22 protein-coding genes are annotated in these 20932 nt (G+C 68.8%); 13 read left to right on the top strand and 9 right to left on the bottom strand.

Annotated features, from left to right (window positions below):
- Nucleotides 1-80 precede the first annotated feature (80 nt).
- Nucleotides 81-887, top strand: coding sequence for an exodeoxyribonuclease III (locus AC07NX_RS16885; protein WP_019848028.1), 807 nt, complete (start codon nucleotides 81-83; stop codon nucleotides 885-887).
- A 225-nt stretch (nucleotides 888-1112) separates the two neighbouring features.
- On the opposite strand, the gene AC07NX_RS16880 is transcribed toward AC07NX_RS16885, so the two are convergent.
- Nucleotides 1113-2351 (bottom strand): FAD-dependent oxidoreductase, encoded by a 1239-nt coding sequence (locus tag AC07NX_RS16880; protein ID WP_494643336.1) that lies wholly within the window; start codon nucleotides 2349-2351, stop codon nucleotides 1113-1115.
- A gap of 801 nt (nucleotides 2352-3152) precedes the next feature.
- Here AC07NX_RS16880 and AC07NX_RS16875 point away from each other — a divergent pair.
- A complete protein-coding gene (locus tag AC07NX_RS16875; protein ID WP_494643335.1) occupies nucleotides 3153-3347 on the top strand; it encodes a hypothetical protein in 195 nt (64 codons plus the stop codon).
- Between the two features lie 15 nt (nucleotides 3348-3362).
- On the opposite strand, the gene dnaQ is transcribed toward AC07NX_RS16875, so the two are convergent.
- Genes dnaQ through AC07NX_RS16850 form a run of 5 tightly spaced genes read right to left on the bottom strand, consistent with a single transcriptional unit; the run spans nucleotide 3363 to nucleotide 7082 of the window.
- Nucleotides 3363-4079 (bottom strand): DNA polymerase III subunit epsilon, encoded by a 717-nt coding sequence (gene dnaQ / locus AC07NX_RS16870; RefSeq protein ID WP_494643334.1) that lies wholly within the window; start codon nucleotides 4077-4079, stop codon nucleotides 3363-3365.
- Between the two features lie 6 nt (nucleotides 4080-4085).
- The gene (gene coaE / locus AC07NX_RS16865) at nucleotides 4086-4709 is read right to left on the bottom strand and encodes a dephospho-CoA kinase (RefSeq protein ID WP_494643332.1); all 624 of its coding nucleotides are present in this window, start codon (nucleotides 4707-4709) and stop codon (nucleotides 4086-4088) included.
- A complete protein-coding gene (gene aroE / locus AC07NX_RS16860; protein WP_494643330.1) occupies nucleotides 4706-5578 on the bottom strand; it encodes a shikimate dehydrogenase in 873 nt (290 codons plus the stop codon). Before aroE ends, coaE begins: the two co-directional genes overlap by 4 nt.
- Nucleotides 5575-6183, bottom strand: a complete 609-nt coding sequence (locus tag AC07NX_RS16855; protein WP_494643328.1) for a Maf family protein — start codon at nucleotides 6181-6183, stop codon at nucleotides 5575-5577. Before AC07NX_RS16855 ends, aroE begins: the two co-directional genes overlap by 4 nt.
- Complete coding sequence (locus AC07NX_RS16850; protein WP_494643327.1) at nucleotides 6180-7082, bottom strand: pyruvate, water dikinase regulatory protein; 903 nt, start codon at nucleotides 7080-7082, stop codon at nucleotides 6180-6182. The genes AC07NX_RS16855 and AC07NX_RS16850 overlap by 4 nt, the downstream gene beginning before the upstream one ends.
- Before the next feature lie 454 nt (nucleotides 7083-7536).
- Here AC07NX_RS16850 and hemE point away from each other — a divergent pair, with 454 nt between their 5' ends.
- The 4 genes from hemE (at nucleotide 7537) to rho (ending at nucleotide 11784) form a co-directional block, all read left to right on the top strand.
- On the top strand, nucleotides 7537-8577 hold the full coding sequence (hemE, locus tag AC07NX_RS16845; RefSeq protein WP_494643326.1) for a uroporphyrinogen decarboxylase: 1041 nt from the start codon (nucleotides 7537-7539) through the stop codon (nucleotides 8575-8577).
- Nucleotides 8574-9635, top strand: a complete 1062-nt coding sequence (gene hemH, locus AC07NX_RS16840; RefSeq protein ID WP_494643324.1) for a ferrochelatase — start codon at nucleotides 8574-8576, stop codon at nucleotides 9633-9635. Before hemE ends, hemH begins: the two co-directional genes overlap by 4 nt.
- Nucleotides 9632-10099 (top strand): CopD family protein, encoded by a 468-nt coding sequence (locus tag AC07NX_RS16835; protein ID WP_035081091.1) that lies wholly within the window; start codon nucleotides 9632-9634, stop codon nucleotides 10097-10099. The genes hemH and AC07NX_RS16835 overlap by 4 nt, the downstream gene beginning before the upstream one ends.
- 272 nt (nucleotides 10100-10371) lie before the next feature.
- Entirely contained in the window at nucleotides 10372-11784 is a 1413-nt protein-coding gene (gene rho, locus AC07NX_RS16830; RefSeq protein WP_035081093.1) for a transcription termination factor Rho, read from the top strand.
- A gap of 276 nt (nucleotides 11785-12060) precedes the next feature.
- On the opposite strand, the gene AC07NX_RS16825 is transcribed toward rho, so the two are convergent.
- Together AC07NX_RS16825 and AC07NX_RS16820 are read right to left on the bottom strand one after the other, a co-directional pair.
- Entirely contained in the window at nucleotides 12061-13026 is a 966-nt protein-coding gene (locus AC07NX_RS16825; RefSeq protein ID WP_494643322.1) for a quinone oxidoreductase family protein, read from the bottom strand.
- Nucleotides 13027-13031: 5 nt separating this feature from the next.
- Nucleotides 13032-13727 carry a dienelactone hydrolase family protein gene (locus AC07NX_RS16820; protein ID WP_494643321.1) on the bottom strand — a complete coding sequence of 232 codons (696 nt, stop codon included), beginning with the start codon at nucleotides 13725-13727 and terminating at the stop codon, nucleotides 13032-13034.
- A gap of 126 nt (nucleotides 13728-13853) precedes the next feature.
- Here AC07NX_RS16820 and AC07NX_RS16815 point away from each other — a divergent pair, with 126 nt between their 5' ends.
- From AC07NX_RS16815 to AC07NX_RS16785, 7 genes are all read left to right on the top strand, one after another.
- Nucleotides 13854-14111, top strand: coding sequence for a DUF6489 family protein (locus tag AC07NX_RS16815; RefSeq protein WP_019848772.1), 258 nt, complete (start codon nucleotides 13854-13856; stop codon nucleotides 14109-14111).
- Nucleotides 14108-15448: a tRNA uridine-5-carboxymethylaminomethyl(34) synthesis GTPase MnmE gene (gene mnmE / locus AC07NX_RS16810; protein WP_494643320.1), complete on the top strand. Its 1341-nt coding sequence runs from the start codon at nucleotides 14108-14110 to the stop codon at nucleotides 15446-15448. The genes AC07NX_RS16815 and mnmE overlap by 4 nt, the downstream gene beginning before the upstream one ends.
- 164 nt (nucleotides 15449-15612) lie before the next feature.
- Nucleotides 15613-17469, top strand: a complete 1857-nt coding sequence (gene mnmG, locus AC07NX_RS16805) for a tRNA uridine-5-carboxymethylaminomethyl(34) synthesis enzyme MnmG (protein ID WP_494643319.1) — start codon at nucleotides 15613-15615, stop codon at nucleotides 17467-17469.
- Complete coding sequence (rsmG, locus tag AC07NX_RS16800; RefSeq protein ID WP_494643317.1) at nucleotides 17469-18134, top strand: 16S rRNA (guanine(527)-N(7))-methyltransferase RsmG; 666 nt, start codon at nucleotides 17469-17471, stop codon at nucleotides 18132-18134. The genes mnmG and rsmG overlap by 1 nt, the downstream gene beginning before the upstream one ends.
- Nucleotides 18118-18930, top strand: a complete 813-nt coding sequence (locus tag AC07NX_RS16795) for a ParA family protein (protein ID WP_019848768.1) — start codon at nucleotides 18118-18120, stop codon at nucleotides 18928-18930. Before rsmG ends, AC07NX_RS16795 begins: the two co-directional genes overlap by 17 nt.
- A gap of 86 nt (nucleotides 18931-19016) precedes the next feature.
- Nucleotides 19017-19910, top strand: coding sequence for a ParB/RepB/Spo0J family partition protein (locus AC07NX_RS16790; protein WP_494643316.1), 894 nt, complete (start codon nucleotides 19017-19019; stop codon nucleotides 19908-19910).
- Nucleotides 19911-19949: 39 nt separating this feature from the next.
- Entirely contained in the window at nucleotides 19950-20105 is a 156-nt protein-coding gene (locus tag AC07NX_RS16785; protein WP_494643315.1) for a hypothetical protein, read from the top strand.
- Nucleotides 20106-20156: 51 nt separating this feature from the next.
- Here AC07NX_RS16785 and AC07NX_RS16780 read toward each other — a convergent pair whose 3' ends face one another.
- Entirely contained in the window at nucleotides 20157-20900 is a 744-nt protein-coding gene (locus tag AC07NX_RS16780; RefSeq protein WP_494643314.1) for a DUF5710 domain-containing protein, read from the bottom strand.
- Between the last annotated feature and the right edge of the window lie 32 nt (nucleotides 20901-20932).

The following is a 20932-nucleotide window of genomic DNA, read 5'->3' as shown; positions in this document are numbered from 1 at the left end:
ACCCGACTTTCGCCCAGGCGCTTCCGGCGCCTGGGCGTTTTTCGTTAGCCCGGACCTCGTTCGCGCTCTAGAGGAACGGCATGCGCCTCCGTATCGCCACCTGGAACGTCAATTCCGTCCGCCTGCGCGCCGAGCAGGCCGCCCGCTTCGTCGACGAACAGGCGCCGGACGTGCTGTGCATGCAGGAGATCAAGTGCCAGGAGGGCGAGTTCCCCCGCGAGGCCTTCGTCGCCATGGGGCTGCCGCACATCAAGATCATGGGCCAGAAGGGCTGGCACGGGGTGGCCATCGCCTCGCGCCTGCCGCTGGAAGACGCCCCGGTCCTCAACGCCTGCCGCGAGGGCCACGCCCGCTGCGTGTCGGCCAAGGTGGCCGGTGTCGAGATCCACAACTTCTACATCCCGGCCGGCGGCGACGTCCCCGACCGCGCCCTGAACCCCAAGTTCGACCACAAGCTGGACTTCTACGAGACCCTGACCGCCGAGATGAAGCGGCGCGACCCCAAGGCGCCGCTGATCCTGACCGGCGACCTCAACGTCGCCCCCGGCGAGAACGACGTCTGGAGCCATCGGCAGATGTCCAAGATCGTCAGCCACACGCCCATTGAACTGGAGGCCTTTGCAGGCCTCGTGGGCGCGATGGACTTCCTCGACCTGCCGCGCCTGGCCACGCCCGAGCCGGAGAAGCTGTTCTCCTGGTGGAGCTACCGCGCCGCCGACTTCCGCAAGTCCAACCGCGGCCTGCGCCTGGACCACATCCTGGCCAGCCCCGGCCTGCGCGACGCGGCGATCGTCGATGGCAAGGTCTCGTCCAAGGTCCACGACACGGTGCGCGAATGGGAACGGCCCAGCGACCACGCCCCGGTGACGGCGGACCTGCGGGTCTAGGCTCCGGACTCGATTGGATCGTTGATTTTCAGTTGTCATCCCGGCCGAAGGTCCGCTTGGCGGACCGTAGAGCCGGGACCCAGGGGCGATCGCATTGCGCCGGCCCCTGGGTCCCGGACAGCCTCTGCGAGGCTTCCGGGATGACAACCAATTAGGGCGCCGATTTCGCTTGGGTATCACCGACACGCAATCGAGTACGGGCCCTAGAGCAAGCCGCGCGATGCTCTAGGCCCCGCCGCCCAGGTCCGCATGGCTGGCCAGCCGGAACAACGCTTCGGTGTCCGGATCCGCCGGCCGGCCCATGACCCGGTCGGCCAGGTAGTCGCCGACCAGCGGCCCGTGCTTGAAGCCGTGGCCGCCGCCGCCGCTGGCCAGCCAGACATTGTCGTAGTCGGGATGCCGGTCGATGATGAAATGGCTGTTTTGGGTATTGTCGACCTGGCAGGCCCGGGTCTCCAGGATCGGGGCGTCGCGCATGTCCGGGAACCGGCGGCCGATATAGTCGCGGCCGCGCTTGAGCAGATAGTCGGTCGGCAGGCGCTCGGCGGTGTCGGGATCCTGGGTGACCCGGCCGCCGGCCTCGGGCGAATATTTCAGCCCCCGCTCCAGGCTGCCGAAGCCATAGCCGCCGGCGACATGGTCGTGCCAGGCCGGCTGGTGGGGCCAGGAGAACCGCGCGTCGCCGGCCGGCGGACCCCAGTAGAAATATTCGCTGCGCCAGACCGCCACCTTGGGGCCGACCAGCCTTGGAAACAGCTTCGGCGCCCACGGGCCGCAGGCGAAGACGAACTGGCCGGCCGCCAGGGTCCCGCCGTCGCCGAGCGCCAGGGCGTCCATGCGGCGGCCGGTGGCCGCACCGGGCAGGGCGCGGGCGATGCGGAACTGGCCGCCCTTCTTCTGGAACACCTCGGAGACCACGATCATGCTCTCGCGCGCCTTGATGACCGCGGCGCTGGCCGCCGTCTCGACGAAGGCGAAGTCGACGTCATCGAACGCCATCTGCGGATAGCGGACCCGCAACTGGTCGCGCGACAGGATCTCATAGGGCAGCTTCAGGTCGTCGAAGATGCGACGCTGGGCGACCATCTCGGGCAGCCAGCGGTCGGCCAGCTCGATGCGGTCGTTGGCGTAGAGCAGGGTGCGGCCGAACTCGGCCTCCTTCAACCGCCACAGCTTCAGGGCCTTGACCGCCCAGGCCGAATAGAACCCCTGGGCCCCGTAGCCGGCCCGGATCGAGCGGGTCTCGCCGGCCGAAGAGGCGCGGGGATTGGCCGGGCCGTATTCGTCGAGCGACACCACCGACAGGCCGCGCTCGCGCAGGGCCAGCGCCGCCCAGCCGCCGAACGCCCCGGCCCCGACCACCACCACGTCCGGCGCGCCCTTGACCAGATGGGCGGCGGCCGGCCCGGCCGCGGCCAGGGCTCCGCCGGCCGTGAGGTTCAGAAAGCCCCGCCTGTCGATCATCCCGCTAATCCCGCCTCGAGTCCGCGCTCCGGCGATCAAGCCTGGACGCGGCGGGCGCGGCGATGAAATCCGCCGCGAGCGTGGCCGGGCTCGCCGCCAGGCCAGCGATTGTCCGGTCACTGGGCGCCGACGCCTGCGGGATGAGCGGGAAGGGTTTTCCTCCGAACGGGATGGCTTCACTGGCAGGCCGATGGAAACGGAGCCGGCGCCGAGGGTCGCTCGCCCCGTTGCGGACTGGCCGCCGGGGGCGGACTTGGCAAGGGCCGGGAAGAGCGCGGGAAAAACTTGTCCTCATCGCTCCCAGCGTAGTTTCTCAACGAATTCAACGCGCCAAAATCGTTTATCCTCCCCCTTTCGCGTCCGCTGCATAATCAACCCACTTCAAGGCGATGGGGAGGGCGTGAGGCCTGCGACCTTCGCGGCCTTGGAGGACGGTCGAGCGGGAAGCGCTCGTCGGCGGCGGTTCCACCAGGGGCCGCGACCTCGTCATCTGGTGCCGGCCGGGCCCGTTTTACGGATACGGCGTTGACGAAGGGCCGAAGAGGGCGACAGGCCTGCGGTGACGCAGGCGTTCCGGGACCGGGCTCCGCAAGCCCGGCCCGCCCGTCGGGGGCTAAGGTCGGCGAGGCCCGAACAGGGCCGACCGCCGGGCGCTCCTGAGACAACGATCGCGCGGAGCGTCGGTCCTGGTCGAAACGGTAATTCTTACAAAGCTTCCGGGCCCGGCCCGGCGCTCCGCCTCCCTCCCCACCTTCAGCGGCTCGCCGTGTGAGGCGGCCCCGTCATGCCACGAGGAGAGACATGCCCAGATCCAAGACCCGCGCCCTGATCCGCGCCGCCGCGCGGACGGCCCGCGAGAACGCCGGCGAAACGGACGATGACAGCGGCCGCACGCCCGCCCGCGTCGACTATGTCCGCCGCGAGATCCGCAGGCGGCTGGGGCTGAGAGACGAGGTCAAGGCCCGGCAGGCCGCGCGCCTGGGCGAAGACCCGTGAGGCGGCGTGAAGCGTTCAGGCCTCGACCACCACCCCAACGCCGAACTGGATCCAGACGGCCTTGTCCTTGAGGTTCTTGCGCACGAACGCGGCGTGGATCTCGCGCTCTTCCTCGGTCGAGCGCGGGGCCAGCGGCCGGGGCCGGGCGCCGTACGACCCGGCGCGGGCGGCCGAAACGGCGGTGGCGGCGACCACCTGGGTCAGCTCCAGCGCCCGCTCCTTGCCGCCCTGCAGCTCGAGATAGACCTCGGCCAGCAGGTGGGCGTCGATCAGGGCGCCGTGCTTGTCGCGGCTGTCGAGGCTGATCTTGAAGCGTTTGCACAGCGCGTCGAGCGAGTTGTACATGCCCGGGAAGCGCTTCTTGGCCATGGCCAGGGTGTCGACCCAGCGGCTCTCGGGCACCGGCGCGCGGCCGCACTTCTCCAGCTCGAAATTGACGAACTGCCGGTCGAACGCGGCGTTGTGGGCGATCACCGGGCTGTCGCCGACGAACTCCAGGAAGCGGTCGGCGATTTCGTGGAACTTGGGCTTGCCGGTCAGGAAGGCCGACGACAGGCCGTGCACCTTCTCCGCCTCGGCCGGCATGTCGCGCAGGGGATCGCAATATTCGTGGAACGACCGGCCCGTGGGCATGTAGTCGACCACCTCGATGCAGCCGATTTCGACCAGGCGGTCGCCGGTCTTGGAGTCGAAGCCGGTGGTTTCGGTATCGAGGATGATTTCCCGCGCCATCGGATTCTAATGGGCTTGTTCGTCCCGGCCTTCAAGCGCGGCCGGCGATCCGAGGCGAGTCAGGATGTCGCGGACCTGGTCGCGGGCGGCGTCCAGGCCCCGGCCGGTGTCGATGACGAAATCGGCCCGGGCCCGCTTTTCGGCGTCCGGCGTCTGACGGGCCAGGATGGCCTCGAACTTGGCCGGATCCATGCCCGGCCGGGCCAGGACCCGCTGGCGCTGAACATCGGCGGGCGCGGAAACCACCACCACCTTGTCGACCTTCCGGTCGCCGCCGGTCTCGTAGAGCAGGGGGACGTCGAGCACGACGATGTCGGCGCCCCGGGCCTTCGCGTCCTCGAAGAAGCCGATCCGGTGGGCGCCGACCAGTGGGTGGACGATCGACTCCAGCGCCGCCAGGGCCTCGGAATCGCCCATCACCGCGGCGCTGAGCCGGGCGCGGTCGATGGCCCCGTCGACCACCACGCCCGGAAAGGCGGCCTCGACCGGCGCGACCGCCGCCCCGCCGCTGGCGTAGAGCGCGTGCACGGCCGCGTCGGAGTCATAGACCGGCACGCCCTCGTCGACGAACATCCGGGCGGTCGTCGACTTGCCCATGCCGATGGAACCGGTCAGGCCCAGGACGATCATCCGGCCGCCTCGCCCAGTTGCGCCAGGGCCAGGGCCCGGACGTCGACCCCGGCCGGCGGGGCGACGCCGAAGAAGGCCTCGAAACTGGGGACCGCCTGGCGCAGCAGCATCTCCAGCCCGTCCACGGTCCGGCGACCGGCCGCCTCGGCGCGGCGCAGGAACTCGGTGCGCAGCGGCTTGTACACCATGTCGACGACCACGGCGTCGGCGGGGGTCAGCTCCAGGCGCGCCGCCGGACCGGTCCCGCCGCCCAGGCCCAGGGAGGTGGCGTTGATTACCAGGCCGGCCCGGGAGAGCAGGGCGTCGAGCTGGTCCTCCGACGCGGCGGCGACGCCAAGGCCGATGGAGGCGGCGAGGGCCTCGGCCCGGGCGACGGTGCGGTTGACGATGCTGACCCCGGGCGCGCCGGCCAGGGCCAGGGCGGCCGCGGCCCCCCGGGCCGCGCCGCCCGCGCCCAGGATCACCACCGGCGAGGCGGCCAGGTCGAAACCCGGCGCCTGGGCGGCGATGGCCCCGATCAGGCCGGGGCCATCGGTGTTGTCGGCGACGACCGTCCCGTCGGGCTCGAACACCAGCAGGTTGGCCGCGCCGGCCAGCCTGGCCAGGTCGCTGCGGCGGTCGGCGCAGGCCAGGGCCTGTTCCTTGAACGGGATGGTGACGTTGAGCCCTCGGATCGCGCCGCCGCGCAGGCCTTCGACGAAGGTCTCGAAGCCATTCTCGGCCGGGGCGAAGGGGACGTACGCGGCGTCCAGGCCGGCGGCGGCGATCCAGGCGTTGTGGATCACCGGGCTCATCGAATGGCGGATCGGGCGCCCGCAGACCCCGGCGATGACGGCCGCGCCCGTAATCTTGCCAGAAGCCGCGCTCATGCCTCGAGGGCTCCATGCAGGCGAAGGAAATCGAACAGGCCCACGACCGGCAGGCCCAGGATGGCGAAATAGTCGCCGTCGATGCGGTCGAACATCTGCACCCCCTCGCCCTCGAGGAAGTAGCAGCCGACCGAGGACAGGATGTCGGGGGCGTTGCGTTGCAGATAGCCGTCCAGCCAGGCGTCGCTGAAGTTGCGGACCGAGAGCTTGGTGGTCTCCACGACCCGCCAGATCGGCCGGCCGTCGCGGGCCACGACCACGGCCGAGTGCAGCTTGTGGACCTTGCCGCGCAGCGCGACGAGCCGTTCGCGGGCCGCCTCGACGGTGTCGACCTTGTCGAACAGGGCGCCGTCCAGTTCGAGCGTCTGGTCAGAGCCGATCACCAGGCCGGGGCGCTTGGTCGAGACCTTGAACGCCTTCAGCTCGGCCAGGGCGTCGGCCACTTCCCGCGGCGAGGCGCCCTCGGCCAGCAGGCCCGCCTTGGCGGCGTCCTCGTCGACGCTCGAACTCACCGCCTCGAAGGCGACGCCGGCGTTGCGCAGGATCGCCTGGCGGGCGGCGCTCCTGGACGCCAGGGTGACGGGGGTGCGCGGTGAGCCGGTCATCCCAGCACCTCGACCTGGCCGCGGCCGCCCGACAGCAGGTTGATGATCGCCGCCGCGGTCTCCTCGACCGACCGCCGGGTGACGTCGATGATCGGCCAGCCCTGGCGCTCGAACAGCCGGCGGGCGGCGATGATCTCCTGCCGGACGGCGTCGGTGTCGATGTAGTCGCTCTCGCGGTTCTCCTTCAGCGACAACAGGCGGTTGCGGCGGATCTGGATCAGCCGCTCGGGCGAGGTCATCAGGCCGACGATCAGGGTGCTCTTCAGGGTGAACAGCTCGTCGGGCGGCGGGCGGCCCGGCACCAGCGGCACATTGGCGGCCCGCACGCCGCGGTGGGCCAGGTAGATGCAGGTCGGGGTCTTGGACGTGCGCGACACTCCCACCAGGATCACGTCGGCCTGGGTCAGGTCCTGGCCGCCCTGGCCGTCGTCGTGGGCGATGGCGTAGTCCAGGGCCTCGATCCGGTCGAAATAGTCGTTGTTCAGCGCGTGCTGGGCGCCGACCCGGGTGGAGATCCGCGCGCCCAGATAGCGCGACATGGCGCTGACCACCGGGTCGAGAGCGGCGATGCACGGCATCTCCAGCCGCCGGCAGCCTTCCTCCAGCGCCGCGCGCAGGTTGGCGTCGATGATCGTGTGCATGACCACGCCGGGCGCCCCGGCGATCTCCTCCAGGGCCCGGTCGAGCTGGCGGGTGGAGCGCACCAGGGCGTAGATGTGCTCGATCGGCAGGATGTCGGTGAACCGGGCGCAGACGGCCCGGGCCATGGCGTTCAGGGTCTCGCCCGTCGAGTCCGACACCAGGTGGATATGGAAATAGGTCGCGAACCGCGGCGCGGTCCTTTCGCTCTCGGGAGCCCCAGCTTCCTGTGGATCATCCGTTAACGGTTGCTTAACCACTGGCCTGGCCCCTGGGGATGAGCGGGGGTGAATCCCGGCTCGTTACGGTGCGTCGAACTGACCCTGTGTTAAACGGTCGCGTTGATCGCGGACAATCCCCAGTCTCGGTTCGTCTTCACAGCCCGTGCGAATCCGATTCCCCCAAAGCGGGGATGAGCGGACGCTCATGGTTACAGCGCTGTTCACCATATTAACGTTTCATTAGTAATTTCGAAGCACTAGCGGACTGTCCCCAAAGTTCACAGCCCCGCGCCCACATGTGGGCCGAGCCTGGATGGTTTTGTGACGGGCGGGTGACAGGCAGCGTCGCGAACGGGTTTTCCCCGTTAGGCACTTGCTCACCATCTCCTACAATCTTCCTTAAAATCTTCTTAAAGAATGAAGGAAGAAGGGAAGAAGGCCTCCGGGGAGATACGGGCTTGAGCCCAAGGGCCTGACGGGATTTAAGCCTGACATGACCTCGCCCTCGAAGCCCTCCGTCCAGCCCAAGCTCCTTTCCGTCCTGGACGGCGCAAGGACCGAACGCCCGCCCGTCTGGTTCATGCGTCAGGCCGGGCGGTACCTGCCGGAGTACCGGGCCGTTCGGGCCACCGAACCGACCTTCATCGATTTCTGCCTGAACCCGGAGAAGGCCGCCGAGGTGACCCTGCAGCCGATGCGGCGGTTTCCCTACGACGCCGCCATCGTCTTCGCCGACATCCTGCTGATCCCCCAGGCCCTGGGTCAGAAGGTGTGGTTCGAGGCGGGCGAGGGGCCGAAGCTGGGGGAACTGCCGTCCATCGAGTCGATGCGCGCGCTGACGGGCCAGGCCGGCCAGGCGCTGGGCGCGGTGGGCGAGACCCTGAGCCGGGTGCGCTCGGCGCTGGAGCCCGAGCGGACCCTGATCGGTTTCGCCGGCGCCCCCTGGACCGTGGCGACCTACATGATCGAGGGCGGATCCAGCGATCGTTCCGGCGCGCGGACCTTCGCCTACCAGAACGCCGAGCAGCTCGACGCCCTGATCCAGGTGCTGGTCGACGCGACCATCGACTACCTGGCCATGCAGGCCGCCTCGGGCGCCCAGGTGCTGAAGCTGTTCGAGAGCTGGGCCGAGGGCCTGTCCGAACCGCTGTTCGACCGGCTGGTGACGAAGCCGCACACGGCCATTGTCGAGGGCCTGCGAGCCCGGGGCGTGACCACGCCGGTGATCGGCTTCCCGCGCGGGGCCGGAACCCTGGTCGAGGCCTATGCCAGGACCGCGCCGGTCCAGGGCGTGGCGCTGGACACCCAGGCCTCGGCGGCCCTGGGCCAGGCGATCCAGAAGACCAAGGCCATCCAGGGGGCTCTGGACCCGCTGCTGCTGCGGGCCGGCGGCGACGCCCTGCTGGCGCGGGTCGATCAGCTGCTGGAACAGTGGGGACAGGGTCCCTACATCTTCAACCTGGGTCACGGCATCCTACCCGACACGCCCATCGCCCATGTCGAGGCGGTGCTGGCCCGGGTCACCGGCAAGTGACCGCCAAGCGCGGGAATGGGCGCAAGATCGCCGTCGTCCTGTTCAATCTGGGCGGGCCCGACGGGCCGGACGCGGTGCGGCCGTTCCTGTTCAACCTGTTCCGCGACAAGGCGATCATCGGGCTGCCCGCCCCGCTGCGCTATCCGATCGCGGCCCTGATCGCCGGGACGCGCGCCAAGCTGGCCAGGCAGAACTACGCCCTGATGGGCGGCGGCTCGCCTCTGTTGCCGGAGACCGAGAAGCAGGCGAGGGCGCTGGAAGCGGATCTCGCCGCGCGGTTTCCCGACGCGGACGCGCGCTGCTTCATCGCCATGCGCTACTGGACGCCGCTGACCGACGACACCGCCAAGGCGGTGAAGGCCTTCGCACCGGACGAGGTGGTGCTGCTGCCGCTCTATCCGCAATATTCCTCGACCACGACGGGGTCATCGCTAAAGGCCTGGGCGCGGGCCTATCGCAAGGGCCCTGGCCGGGTCTCGACGGTCTGCTGCTATCCGGTGGACGAGGACCTGGTCCAGGCCCATGCCGAGCTGATCAAGGCCGCCTACGACAAGGCCGGACGCCCGGGTCCGGCGCGGCTGCTGTTCTCGGCCCATGGCCTGCCTGAGAAGGTGATCCTGACCGGCGATCCCTACCAACAGCAGGTCGAGGCCACGGCCGCGGCGGTGGCGGCCCGGCTGGGCGAGGGCTGGGATTGGCGGGTGACCTACCAGAGCCGGGTCGGGCCGATGAAGTGGATCGGCCCGTCGACCGAGGACGAGATTCGAACCGCCAGCCAGCAGGGCCTGGCGCTGGTGGTCACCCCGATCGCCTTCGTCTCCGAGCACATCGAGACCCTGGTCGAGCTGGACCACGAGTATCGCGAGGTGGCGATCAAGGCGGGGGGTCCGGCCTATGTCCGTGTCCCGGCCCTGGGCGTCGCCCCCGATTTCGTTCGTGGCCTGGGCCGCGCCGTCCAGGCGGTCCTCGGGGCGCCGGACCGGGTCATCACGACCTGCGCTTGGCGCTGTGGCGCTGATCGCACCCAATGTCCGAACCCGCGGGGAGCTTGCGCATGATGGACGTCCTGGCCGGTCACTTCGACCTGATCCGCGGCCTGCACATCATCTTCGTCATGGCCTGGATCGCCGGCATGCTGATCCTGCCGCGCCTGTTCGTCTATCACATGAAGACCGAGCCCGGTTCGGACATGGACGCGGTGTTCAAGCTGGCCGAGCTGCGGACCCTGCGGATCATCATCAACCCGGCGATGATCCTGGCCCTGCTGATGGGCCTGCTGCTGGCGATGATCGACACCCAGCGCCTGGGTCCCGACTTCTACCTGAAGCCCTGGGCCCTGACCAAGATCGCGGCCCTGGTCTTCCTGTTCGCCTGGCACGGGTTCGTCTCCAAGGCCCGTCGCCAGTTCGCCGCCGGGACCAACACCCGGTCGGAGAAGTTCTGGCGGATGACCAACGAGCTGCCCTTCCTGGCGGCGATCGTCATCGTGCTGTCGGTGACGACCAAGTTCCTGGGTCACTGAGGCTGGCAGGCGATAAGGCGGGCTTCGCTTGACCGGCGAGGCCGCTTGTGGTTCCCATCCGGGAGACAGGTCGCCTCGCGGCCTGTTCCCGCCTCTTACGGACTGGCGCTCGTCCTGACGCGCCCCCGGAGCTTTGGCTTCGAAGGTCTGTCCCCCGATCGATACGCGCCGTCGTCATGGCGCGACCCGCTCGCCGTCTCACCGCGACGAGTCCGTTCTAGAACCAAGGCCCGGCTCGCAGCTTCGCGGGCCGTGCGACGTTGAGTGTCATCATGACCGACCAAACCGAAAACCAACCGGGCCTCGAGCTGGAACCCGTCGTCGACACGACGGTCGAGCCGGCCGCCGAAGCCCCGTCCGCCAACGGCGACGACAACGACGACGACTCCGAGATCAGCGCCGCCGTGGCGGCCATGGGCCTGAAGACCATGTCCCTGCAGGAGCTGAAGGAGAAATCCCCGGCCGACCTGCTGGCCTTCGCCGAGACCTTCGAGGTCGAGAACGCCAACTCCATGCGCAAGCAGGACATGATGTTCGCGATCCTGAAGACCCTCGCCGAGGAAGGCGTGGAGATCTCGGGCTCGGGCACCATGGAAGTGGTGCAGGACGGCTTCGGCTTCCTGCGCTCGCCGGAAGCCAACTATCTTCCGGGTCCGGACGATATTTACGTGTCGCCCTCGCAGATCCGCAAGTTCGGCCTGCGCACCGGCGACACCATCGAGGGCGCCATCCGCTCGCCGCGCGAAGGCGAACGCTATTTCGCCCTGACCGGCGTCTCGAAGATCAATTTCGAGAGCCCGGACAACGTCAAGCACAAGGTCCACTTCGACAACCTGACGCCGCTCTATCCCGAAGAGCGCCTGCACATGGAACTGCCCGACCCGACCATCAAGGATCGTTCGGGCCGGGTCATCGACATCGTCGCCCCGCTGGGCAAGGGTCAGCGCTGCCTGATCGTCGCCCCGCCGCGCGTCGGCAAGACGGTGATGCTGCAGAACATCGCCAAGTCGATCGAGACCAACCACCCCGAGTGCTACCTGATCGTCCTGCTGATCGACGAGCGCCCGGAAGAAGTTACCGACATGCAGCGCACGGTGAAGGGCGAGGTCATCGCCTCGACCTTCGACGAGCCGGCGACCCGTCACGTGCAGGTGGCCGAGATGGTCATCGAGAAGGCCAAGCGCCTGGTCGAGCACAAGCGCGACGTCGTCATCCTGCTGGACTCGGTGACCCGCCTCGGCCGCGCCTACAACACCACGGTGCCGTCGTCGGGCAAGGTTCTGACCGGCGGCGTCGACGCCAACGCCCTGCAACGCCCCAAGCGCTTCTTCGGCGCGGCGCGCAATGTGGAGGAGGGCGGCTCGCTGTCGATTATCGCCACCGCCCTGATCGACACCGGCAGCCGCATGGACGAAGTGATCTTCGAAGAGTTCAAGGGCACCGGTAACTCGGAAATCGTCCTGGACCGCAAGGTCGCCGACAAGCGCATCTTCCCGGCCATCGACGTGCTGAAGTCCGGCACCCGCAAGGAAGAGTTGATCACCCCGCGCGACCAGCTGCAGAAGACCTACGTCCTGCGCCGCATTCTCAACCCGATGGGCGCTTCGGACGCCATCGAGTTCCTGCTCGAGAAGATGCGCCAGTCGAAGACCAACGGCGATTTCTTCCAGTCGATGAACACTTAAGCTTGGTGTTTCACGTGAAACACGAAGGGCGGCCGGTGCGAACCGGCCGCCCTTTTTGCGATCCTCTCCCGAGAAGTGTTGGCAAGGCGGACGGGGGCTCGAGGACTCATACCGGCGGCCTGGTCCCGACCAGGGGGAAGACCCCCTCAGTCGCTCCGCGACAGCTCCCCCAGAGGGGGAGCATCTATCACGGCGATCCTCCCTCTCCGGGGGAGGTGGCCCAGAGGGCCGGAGGGGGCCTCGCGGCGTGTCGATCTTAAAGGCCGGGTATCAGCTCTACGGGATCAACAGGGTCGCCCCCGTCGTCCGTCGACCCTCCAGCGCTTCGTGGGCCGCCCGGGCCTCGGACAGCGGGAAGGTCTGTCCCACCTCGATCTTCACCGCTCCGGACTCCAGCACAGCGAACAGCGCCGCCGCGCTCTCGTCCAGCTCGGCGGTGGTGGCGATGTAGTCGAACAATCGCGGCCGGGTCAGGAACAGCGACTTGGTCCCCAGCTCCAGCGGGGCGATCGCCGGGGCCGGGCCCGAGGCGTTGCCGAACGTCACCAGCGTGCCGCGCCGGCCCAGGCTCTTGAAGCTGGCCTCGAAGGTGTCCTTGCCGACGCCATCATAGACCACGGCCACGCCTTGGCCGTCGGTGATCTCCGACACCCGCGCGGCGACGTCCGCCTCGCCATAGAGGACGACATGGTCGGCGCCGTGATCGCGGGCGAGGGCGGCCTTGGCCTCCGAACCGACGGTGGCGATCACGGTCGCGCCCAACGCCTTGACCCACTGCACCAGGATCGAGCCGACGCCGCCGGCGGCTGCGTGGATCAGCACGGTCTGACCGGGCTGGACCTCGTGACAGCGACGGACCAGGAATTCGGCGGTCATGCCCTTGAGCAGCACCGCCGCGGCGGTCTCGAGGCTGACCGCGTCAGGAACTTTCACGGCGCGGTCGGCCGGGACGACGGCCGCCTGGGCGTAGGCCCCGAGCGTGCCGTTATAGGCGACGCGGTCCCCGGCCTTGAACCGGGTGACGCCTTCGCCCAGCGCCTCGACGACGCCCGCGGCCTCCAGCCCCAGGACGGCCGGCATTTTCAGCGGATAGAGGCCGCTGCGGTGATAGGTGTCGATGAAGTTCAGGCCCACGGCCTGGTGACGGACCAGGATCTGCCCGGGACCCGGCGCGGGGACGGGCAGGTCGACGGCCTCGAGGACCTCGGGGCCGCCGGCGCGGACGGCTTGTATGGCCAGCATGACGGTCAGCCCAGGTTGGACTTGAAGAAGGCCAGGCTGCGGGCGTTGGCCTTACCGGCGTCCGCCGCGTCATAGTGCGCGCCGCCCACCCGGGCGAAGGCATGGTCGCGTCCCGGATAGGTATGGATCTCGATCTGCGGGTGATCCTTCAAGGCGTCGAGGATCACCTTCTGGGCTTCCTTCGGGACGAACTGGTCCTCCTCGGCGATGTGCATCAGCAGGGGCCGGGCCAGCTTCTCGGCCTCGGCGACGTGCTTTTCGGTTCCAACGCCGTAATAGGAGACGCTGGCGTCGGCGTCGGTGCGGGTCGCCGTCAGGAAGGCCAGCAGGCCGCCCAGGCAATAGCCGACCGCCCCGACCTTGCCGTTGACACCGGGGAGGGCGCGGACAGTCGTGATGGTCGCGGCGATGTCCGAAACCCCCGCGTCGACGTCGAAGGCGTTGTAGAGTTCGAAGGCCTTCTTCCACTCGGCCTCGCTCTGGTCGGTGATGTCGATCCCCGGCTCGATACGCCAGAACAGGTCGGGACAGACGGCGACGAAACCCTGGGCGGCCAGGTCGTCGCAGATGTCGCGCATCACCTTGTTGACGCCGAAGATCTCCTGGATGACGACGACGGCGGGCGCGGGGGTCGAGGCGGGACGGGCTACATAGGCGGAGAAGGCGCCGTTGGCGGTGGTGATCGAGAGGGTCTCGGACATGGGGCTCTCCGTATCGCTGCAGGGATCGTTCGGTGTCGATGGGACTTTCGACCGAAGCGCTCTAACGTGCGCCGACGCGGTCAGGGCATAACAATATCGTGCCCCCGTGGCAGGGAACCCCAGATCATGAAGATGACCATTGAGATTGACTGCACGCCGGTGGAAGCCCGGGCCTTCCTGGGCCTGCCGGATGTGAGCGCCCTGAACGACCATCTGGTCAAGGAGATGCAGGAGCGCATGACCTCCAACATGGCCATGCTCGCGCCCGAGGAGCTGATGAAGAACTGGATGGCGTTCGGAGCTGGAGCTCAGGACCAGTTCCGCAAGCTGATGACGGCGGCGGCCGGGGCCGCGGTCGGGGGCATGGGCGGCAAGGCCGAATGAACGACACGATCTACGCCCCGGCCACGGGGGCGGGCACGGCGGCGGTCGCGGTGGTGCGGGTCTCGGGACCCCGCGCGGCCGACGCTGTGCGGGCCCTGGCCGGCGATCTGCCCAAGCCGCGACGCGCGGCGCTGCGTCGCCTGGCCCACGCGGGGGTGGCCCTCGACGACGCTCTGGTGCTCTGGTTCCCGGGTCCGGCCAGCTATACCGGGGAGAACGCGGCGGAGTTTCACGTGCATGGCGGTAGGGCCGTGGTCGGGGCGGTTCTGGACGCCCTGGCGTTAGAAGGCCTGCGCCTGGCCGAACCCGGTGAGTTCACGCGACGCGCCTTCGAGAACGGCAAGTTGGACCTGACCCAGGCCGAAGGCGTGGCCGACCTGATCGACGCCGAGACCGAGGCCCAGCGCCGCCAGGCGCTCGGCCAGCTGGGCGGGGCGCTGAGCCGGCGCTACGACGCCTGGCGCGAATGGCTGGTCCAGGCCCTGGCCATGCTGGAGGCGGCGGTCGATTTCCCGGACGAGGAACTCCCGGAGGATGTGGCGGCCCGCGCCCGGCCGGGGCTACAGGCCCTGGAAGCCGAGATCGCCGCGGCGCTGGTCGATTCCTCCCGGGGACGTCGGGTGCGGGACGGTTTCCGGATCGCCCTGGTGGGGGCGCCGAACGCCGGCAAGAGCACGCTTCTGAACGCCCTGGTCGAGCGCGACGCGGCGATCGTCACCTCCACGCCGGGCACCACGCGCGACATCATCGAGGTTCCCCTGACCCTCGGCGGCTACAAGGTCCTGCTCGCCGACACCGCCGGACTGCGGGACACCGAGGACGCCATCGAGGCCGAAGGAGTGCGCCGGGCCCGGGCCTGGGCGCGTGAAGCGGACCTGCGGCTCTGGGTGATCGACGCGGCGATGTTCCACGTGAAACAGGCCGAGGAAGACGCCATCCAGCCTGGCGACTGGGCGGTGATCAACAAGATCGACCTGGTGAACGCCGTTCGGCTGGAAGACCTGCGGACGGCTTTCGCGCCGCAAGGCCTGAAGACGATCGAACTGGCGGCTCGCAAACCGGCGGGCGCTGAGCGGGCGAGGGCGGCCTTGACGTCCCACGTGGTGGACGCCTTGTCCGGCGCGGAGTTTCCGGCCGCGACCCGCATTCGACACGCCGAGAGTCTGACGGAAGCGCAAGCCTATCTGCGGCGCGCGCTGTCCGACGTCGGCCTGGAGGTCGAGTTGGCGGCGGAGGATGTCCGGTTGGCGGCGCGCGCCTTGTCGAGGATCACCGGGCGGATCGATCCCGAAGATGTGCTGGATCGCGTGTTTTCAAGCTTCTGCATCGGCAAATGATGTTCCACGTGAAACATCGGCTTGAATCGTCCACAGGCTGATCACAGATGTCTCGGGGCTGTTTCACGTGAAACACCCGCGAGTGACTCGCCGATCCGGGGAGTTCCACGTATAAGGCTGAATACGCCCCCGCCGCGACGGGGGCGTTCGCATTGAGGCGCGTCTTGTCCAACACCTGGGATGTCATTGTCATCGGCGGCGGTCACGCCGGCTGCGAGGCCGCCGCCGCGTCGGCCCGTACGGGCGCGCGCACCCTGTTGCTGACCCACAAGCGCGAAACGGTCGGCGAGATGTCGTGCAATCCTGCCATCGGCGGCCTGGGCAAGGGCCATCTGGTCCGTGAGATCGACGCCCTGGACGGCCTGATGGGCCGGATTGGCGACAAGGCCGGCATCCAGTATCGCCTGCTGAACCGCTCCAAGGGCCCCGCCGTGCGCGGCCCACGCTCGCAGATCGACCGCAAACTCTATCGCCAAGCCATGCAGGCCGAGCTGTTCGCCTATCCGAACCTCGATGTGGTCGCCGCCGCGGCGGAAGACCTGATCGTCGAGGACGGCGTCGTGGCGGGTGTGCTCGACGGGGAGGGCGCCGTCTATCGGGCCGCACGTGTGGTCTTGACCACCGGCACCTTCCTGAAGGGCGTGATCCACCAGGGCGAGACCCGCATTCCGGCCGGCCGGGTCGGCGACGCGCCGTCGATCGGCCTGTCGGACCGGCTGTACGCCCTGGGCTTCGACATGGGGCGCCTGAAGACCGGCACCCCGGCGCGCCTGGACGGCAGGACCATCGCCTGGGATCGCCTGGAGATGCAGGCCGCCGACGCGCAACCCGAGCCCTTTTCGTTCCTGACGTCGCACGTGGAGGTGCCGCAGATCCAGTGCGGCATCACCTACACCACGGCCGAGACCCACCGGATCATCGCCGAACGCCTGGGCGAGTCGGCGGTCTATGGTGGCCGCGCCACGGGGATCGGCCCGCGCTACTGCCCGTCGATCGAGGACAAGGTCGTCCGCTTCGCCGACAAGACCAGCCACCAGGTGTTCCTGGAGCCGGAAGGGCTGGACGATCACACGGTCTATCCGAATGGCGTCTCGACCTCGGTCTCGGCCGAGACCCAGCTGCTGTTCCTGCGCACCATGCCGGGCCTGGAGGCTGTCGAGGTCATCCGGTACGGCTATGCGATCGAGTATGACTATGTCGACCCGCGCGAGCTCTACCCGACGCTGGAGACCAAGCGTCTGCCCGGGCTCTACCTGGCCGGCCAGATCAACGGCACGACGGGCTATGAGGAGGCCGGCGCCCAAGGCCTGATGGCCGGGCTCAACGCGGCCCTGGCCGTGCAGGGTAGGGACCCCGCCGTATTCGCCCGCGACGAGGCCTATATCGGGGTGATGATCGACGACCTGGTCACCCGGGGCGTCACCGAGCCCTATCGGATGTTCACCAGCCGAGCCGAGTTCCGCCTGATCCTGCGGGCCGACAACGCCGACCAGCGCCTGACCGATAAGGGCCTGGCCCTGGGCGTGGTGGGTCCGGTTCGGGCCAAGGCCTGGGCCGGCAAGAAGGCCGAGCTGGAGACCGTTCGCGCCTTCGCCCGCTCGGTGACCCTGACGCCGGCCGAGGCCAATCGCGCCGGCTTCAAGGTCAATCATGACGGCCAGCGCCGCGACGTCCTGGCCATGCTGGCCCTGCCGGACGTCACCCTGGACGGCCTGACTTCGGTATGGCCGGAGATTTCCACGTGGAGCCCCATGGCCCGGGAGCAGATCGAGATCGAGGCCGCCTATGCCGGCTATCTCGATCGTCAGCGCAATGACGCCGAAGCCTTCCGCAAGGAAGAGGACCTGCGACTGCCGGCCGACCTGGACTACGGCCTGGTCGGCAGCCTGTCGAACGAGGTGCGCGAGAAGCTGGCGCGGGTGAAGCCGCTGACCCTGGGCCAGGCGGCCCGGATCGAGGGCGTGACGCCCGGCGCCCTGACGGCGCTGCTGGCCCACGTTCGTCGCTCGAAGGCGGCCTGATGTCCGCGAGCGCCGCGCCCTTGGTCGTCGAGGAACTCGACCCGGTCGACGCCGCCGCCTTCCAGCGGCTGACGGGCTGTTCGGACGCGCAGCTGGCCGACCTGGCGCGGTTTCAGGTCTTGCTGGCCGAATGGAACGCGGTGATGAACCTGGTGGGCCCGGCGACGATCGCCACCTATTGGAACCGCCACGCCTGGGACAGCGCCCAATTGCTGCAACTCGCGCCCGAAGCCAGGACCTGGGCCGACCTTGGGGCCGGGGCCGGCCTGCCGGGCGTGGTGCTGGCGATCCTGCTGAAGGACACGCCAGGGGCCAAGGTCCACCTGGTCGAAAGCATGGCCAAACGCTGCCGCTTCCTTCGGGTCGTGGCCGATGAGCTGGCCCTTCCCGTCGAGATCCACAACGCCCGCGCCGAGGACCTGGACCTGAAGGTCGACGTCGTGACGGCACGGGCCTGCGCGCCGATGGTCAGACTGCTGGGCTATGCCCAGCCCTACCTGAAGCGCGGCGCGACCGCCTGGTTCCTGAAGGGACAAGATGTCGCGTCCGAGTTGGCGGAAGCCGCCACATATTGGAAATTCGAGTCCGACCAGCGGCCATCCCGGAGCGACCCGCGAGGCCAGATCGTGCAAGTGAAGGGGCTTAAGAGTGTCCGCAAAGTCTGACCAACCGCTGCGCGTTCTCGCCATCGCCAACCAGAAGGGCGGGGTCGGTAAGACCACGACGGCGATCAATCTGGGCACGGCCCTGGCGGCCTGCGGCGAGCGCGTGCTGCTGATCGACGCCGATCCGCAGGGCAACTGCTCGACGGGCCTGGGCATCACCCGCCTGCAGCGGCGGACCACGCTCTACGACGTCCTGATGGGCGAGGCCCCGGTGGTCGACGCTGCGGTCAGGACCGAGCTGCCGGGCCTGGATGTGATCCCGGCCGACGCCGACCTGTCGGGCGTGGAGATCGAGCTGGGGCAGCAGGCGCGGCGTTCCTATCGCCTGCGCGACGCCCTGGAGCCGCTGCGCGCCAACGGCCCCTACACCTATGTCCTGATCGACTGCCCGCCGTCGCTAAACGTGCTGACCGTCAACGCCATGACCGCCGCCGATGCGGTGTTCGTGCCGCTGCAGTGCGAGTTCTTCGCCCTGGAGGGCCTGACCCAGCTAATGCGGACCATCGAGCGGGTGCGCGGCAGCCTCAATCCCAAGCTGGAGATCCAGGGCGTGGTTCTGACCATGTACGATCGCCGCAACAGCCTGTCGGACCAGGTGGCGCGGGATGTCCGGGAGCACTTCGGCGACAAGGTGTATGACGCGGTCATACCCCGCAACGTCCGGGTCTCGGAGGCGCCGTCCTTCGGTAAGCCCGTGCTGCTCTATGATCTCAAATGCGCCGGCAGCCAGGCCTATCTGCGGCTGGCGCGCGAAGTGATCAGCCGCGAGCGCAGCCGCCAGGCCCAGGCGGCGTGAAGCCCACCTGAGGATAACCATCCAAGTCTTTGTCGAAATTGAGTATCGAGCGCGTGAAGGAGTCGGTCGTGGTGGGAGAGCCGGGGATGTCTGAAGGTCGTCGTGGGTTGGGTCGCGGCCTTTCCGCCCTGCTAGGCGAGGTCGAGTCCGCCCCCGCCCAGGCGCCGGGCGACCCCAGCGGCGGCTCGCGCGAAGCCCCGATCGAGCTGATCCGCCGTAATCCCGACCAGCCCCGCCGGACCTTCCGGGAGGAAGACCTGGTAGAACTTTCGGACTCGATCCGCCAGAAGGGCGTCCTGCAGCCGATCCTGGTGCGACCGGCGCCGGGTGCCTCGGGCGAGTACCAGATCGTCGCCGGTGAGCGTCGCTGGCGGGCGGCCCAGCGCGCCGGCCTGAAGACCCTGCCGATCATGGTCCGCGAGCTGGACGATCTGGCCGTCCTAGAAATCGGCATCATCGAGAACGTCCAGCGCGCCGACCTGAACGCGATCGAGGAAGCGCTGAGCTACAAGGTGCTGATCGAGAAGTTCGGCCAGACCCAGGAACTGATCGCCCAGACCGTGGGCAAGAGCCGCAGCCACGTGGCCAATACTCTGCGCCTGCTGTCGCTGCCGGACTCGGTGCAGGGCTATGTGACCTCGGGCGAGATGACGGCCGGCCATGCCCGGGCGATCGCCACGGCGGCCGATCCCGCGATCCTGGCGCGGGAGGTCATCGCCAAGGGCCTGTCGGTCCGCGACACGGAGGCCCTGGCCCGCCGTACCCCGAACGCCGCGGGCGAGGTGCGGACCAAGTCGAGCGGCGGCCGCCCGCCGAAGTCGAAGGATACCGACACCCAGTCGCTGGAAGCCGATCTGTCGTCCTTGCTCGGCCTGGATGTCGAGATCGACGACCGCGGCGGCGCCGGCGCCCTGACCATCCGCTACGCCACGCTCGAGCAGCTGGACGACCTCTGCAACCGCCTGACCCGAGGGGCGTGAGGCTTCGGACAGGGTCGTCTGTGACGCACGGAAGACGGCTTGGCCGTGGTCCTGTCCGCCGAATTCTCGACAGGGCGCGGCCGGCAGTGGGCAATTTTGGATCAAGATATTGATATTTATCCGAAAATACCGCTTTTCAGTTCGAATTCCAACGGCCCTGGCGAACCGGGCTTCCACAGGAAATTTCCGAACTGAAGCCTAACGGCTTTGACAGAATGCCCGACTCGCGGGTGACGGCCGCGTCGGCTAGTGGCTCAAGGCCTTGCCCAGCCATTGTCGGACCCTGCCCAGGATCGACCGGCCGATTGTCCCGGACATCGGCGGCCGGGCTTCCGCCGTCGGCGGGTTGGCGGTCGATCCGGCCCTGACGCCCGGGATCGCGGTGGCGGCCTCGATGGCGTGGCCGAACGATCCGGCGGCCTCGAAGACGCCCTTCACCCGAAACGCCCGTTTACCGGCGAGGTCGTGCTCCCCGCGCGGGAAGAAGGGTCCGCCCAACGCCTCGAAGAGATGAAAGTCGCCCTGCAGCGCGCTGCATTCCGAGCAATGGTTCGCCCAGTAGGCGCTCCGGGTCGTCTGGCTGAAGGCGCGCCGATAGCGCGGGGCCCGCATGATCGCCTGGGCCGCGATCGGCGAGGGCAGGGCGTCGATGTGGAAGGCGAAGCACCAGCCTTCGCCGCCGCCCCACCGGCCTTCGCCGTCGAGGTCATCCTCCCAGACGCTGAAATCCTCGAAGCCCGGCGCCATCAGGAAGCCGGCGACGATGGTGGTCTGGTCGCAACGCCAGCACCGCCGAGGCGCGGTGACCACGTAGGTTTCCAGGGACCGGAGGTTCAGTCCGGGAACGCCCGGGTCTTGCTTGGGAAACCAGCGCCGGAAGGGAAGAAGATCCACGCCGTCCGGCACATACCAGCAGCGACGCGAAGGCTCCCAGCGCGCGCCGAGGGCCTCGGCCTGCTCCTTCTCCGCATAGGGCACATCGAGGTCCATGACGGCTCGCCTTGGGTCACCAACGCTCAAGA

This window comes from Caulobacter sp. GW821-FHT09A05 (assembly GCF_059418465.1).
Note: the sequence above shows the minus strand (reverse complement) of the source record. Positions and strands in the feature narration are given on the sequence as shown.

Coding starts and splice junctions, on each gene's coding strand:
- AC07NX_RS16820 (WP_494643321.1), bottom strand. CDS start 13,727: ATGTCCGAGACCCTCTCGATCACCACCGCCAACGGCGCCTTCTCCGCC.
- AC07NX_RS16815 (WP_019848772.1), top strand. CDS start 13,854: ATGAAGATGACCATTGAGATTGACTGCACGCCGGTGGAAGCCCGGGCC.
- rho (WP_035081093.1), top strand. CDS start 10,372: ATGACCGACCAAACCGAAAACCAACCGGGCCTCGAGCTGGAACCCGTC.
- AC07NX_RS16855 (WP_494643328.1), bottom strand. CDS start 6,183: ATGACCGGCTCACCGCGCACCCCCGTCACCCTGGCGTCCAGGAGCGCC.
- hemE (WP_494643326.1), top strand. CDS start 7,537: ATGACCTCGCCCTCGAAGCCCTCCGTCCAGCCCAAGCTCCTTTCCGTC.
- aroE (WP_494643330.1), bottom strand. CDS start 5,578: ATGAGCGCGGCTTCTGGCAAGATTACGGGCGCGGCCGTCATCGCCGGG.
- AC07NX_RS16875 (WP_494643335.1), top strand. CDS start 3,153: ATGCCCAGATCCAAGACCCGCGCCCTGATCCGCGCCGCCGCGCGGACG.
- AC07NX_RS16880 (WP_494643336.1), bottom strand. CDS start 2,351: ATGATCGACAGGCGGGGCTTTCTGAACCTCACGGCCGGCGGAGCCCTG.
- mnmE (WP_494643320.1), top strand. CDS start 14,108: ATGAACGACACGATCTACGCCCCGGCCACGGGGGCGGGCACGGCGGCG.
- dnaQ (WP_494643334.1), bottom strand. CDS start 4,079: ATGGCGCGGGAAATCATCCTCGATACCGAAACCACCGGCTTCGACTCC.
- AC07NX_RS16780 (WP_494643314.1), bottom strand. CDS start 20,900: ATGGACCTCGATGTGCCCTATGCGGAGAAGGAGCAGGCCGAGGCCCTC.
- rsmG (WP_494643317.1), top strand. CDS start 17,469: ATGTCCGCGAGCGCCGCGCCCTTGGTCGTCGAGGAACTCGACCCGGTC.
- AC07NX_RS16835 (WP_035081091.1), top strand. CDS start 9,632: ATGATGGACGTCCTGGCCGGTCACTTCGACCTGATCCGCGGCCTGCAC.
- AC07NX_RS16790 (WP_494643316.1), top strand. CDS start 19,017: ATGTCTGAAGGTCGTCGTGGGTTGGGTCGCGGCCTTTCCGCCCTGCTA.
- AC07NX_RS16885 (WP_019848028.1), top strand. CDS start 81: ATGCGCCTCCGTATCGCCACCTGGAACGTCAATTCCGTCCGCCTGCGC.
- coaE (WP_494643332.1), bottom strand. CDS start 4,709: ATGATCGTCCTGGGCCTGACCGGTTCCATCGGCATGGGCAAGTCGACG.
- AC07NX_RS16825 (WP_494643322.1), bottom strand. CDS start 13,026: ATGCTGGCCATACAAGCCGTCCGCGCCGGCGGCCCCGAGGTCCTCGAG.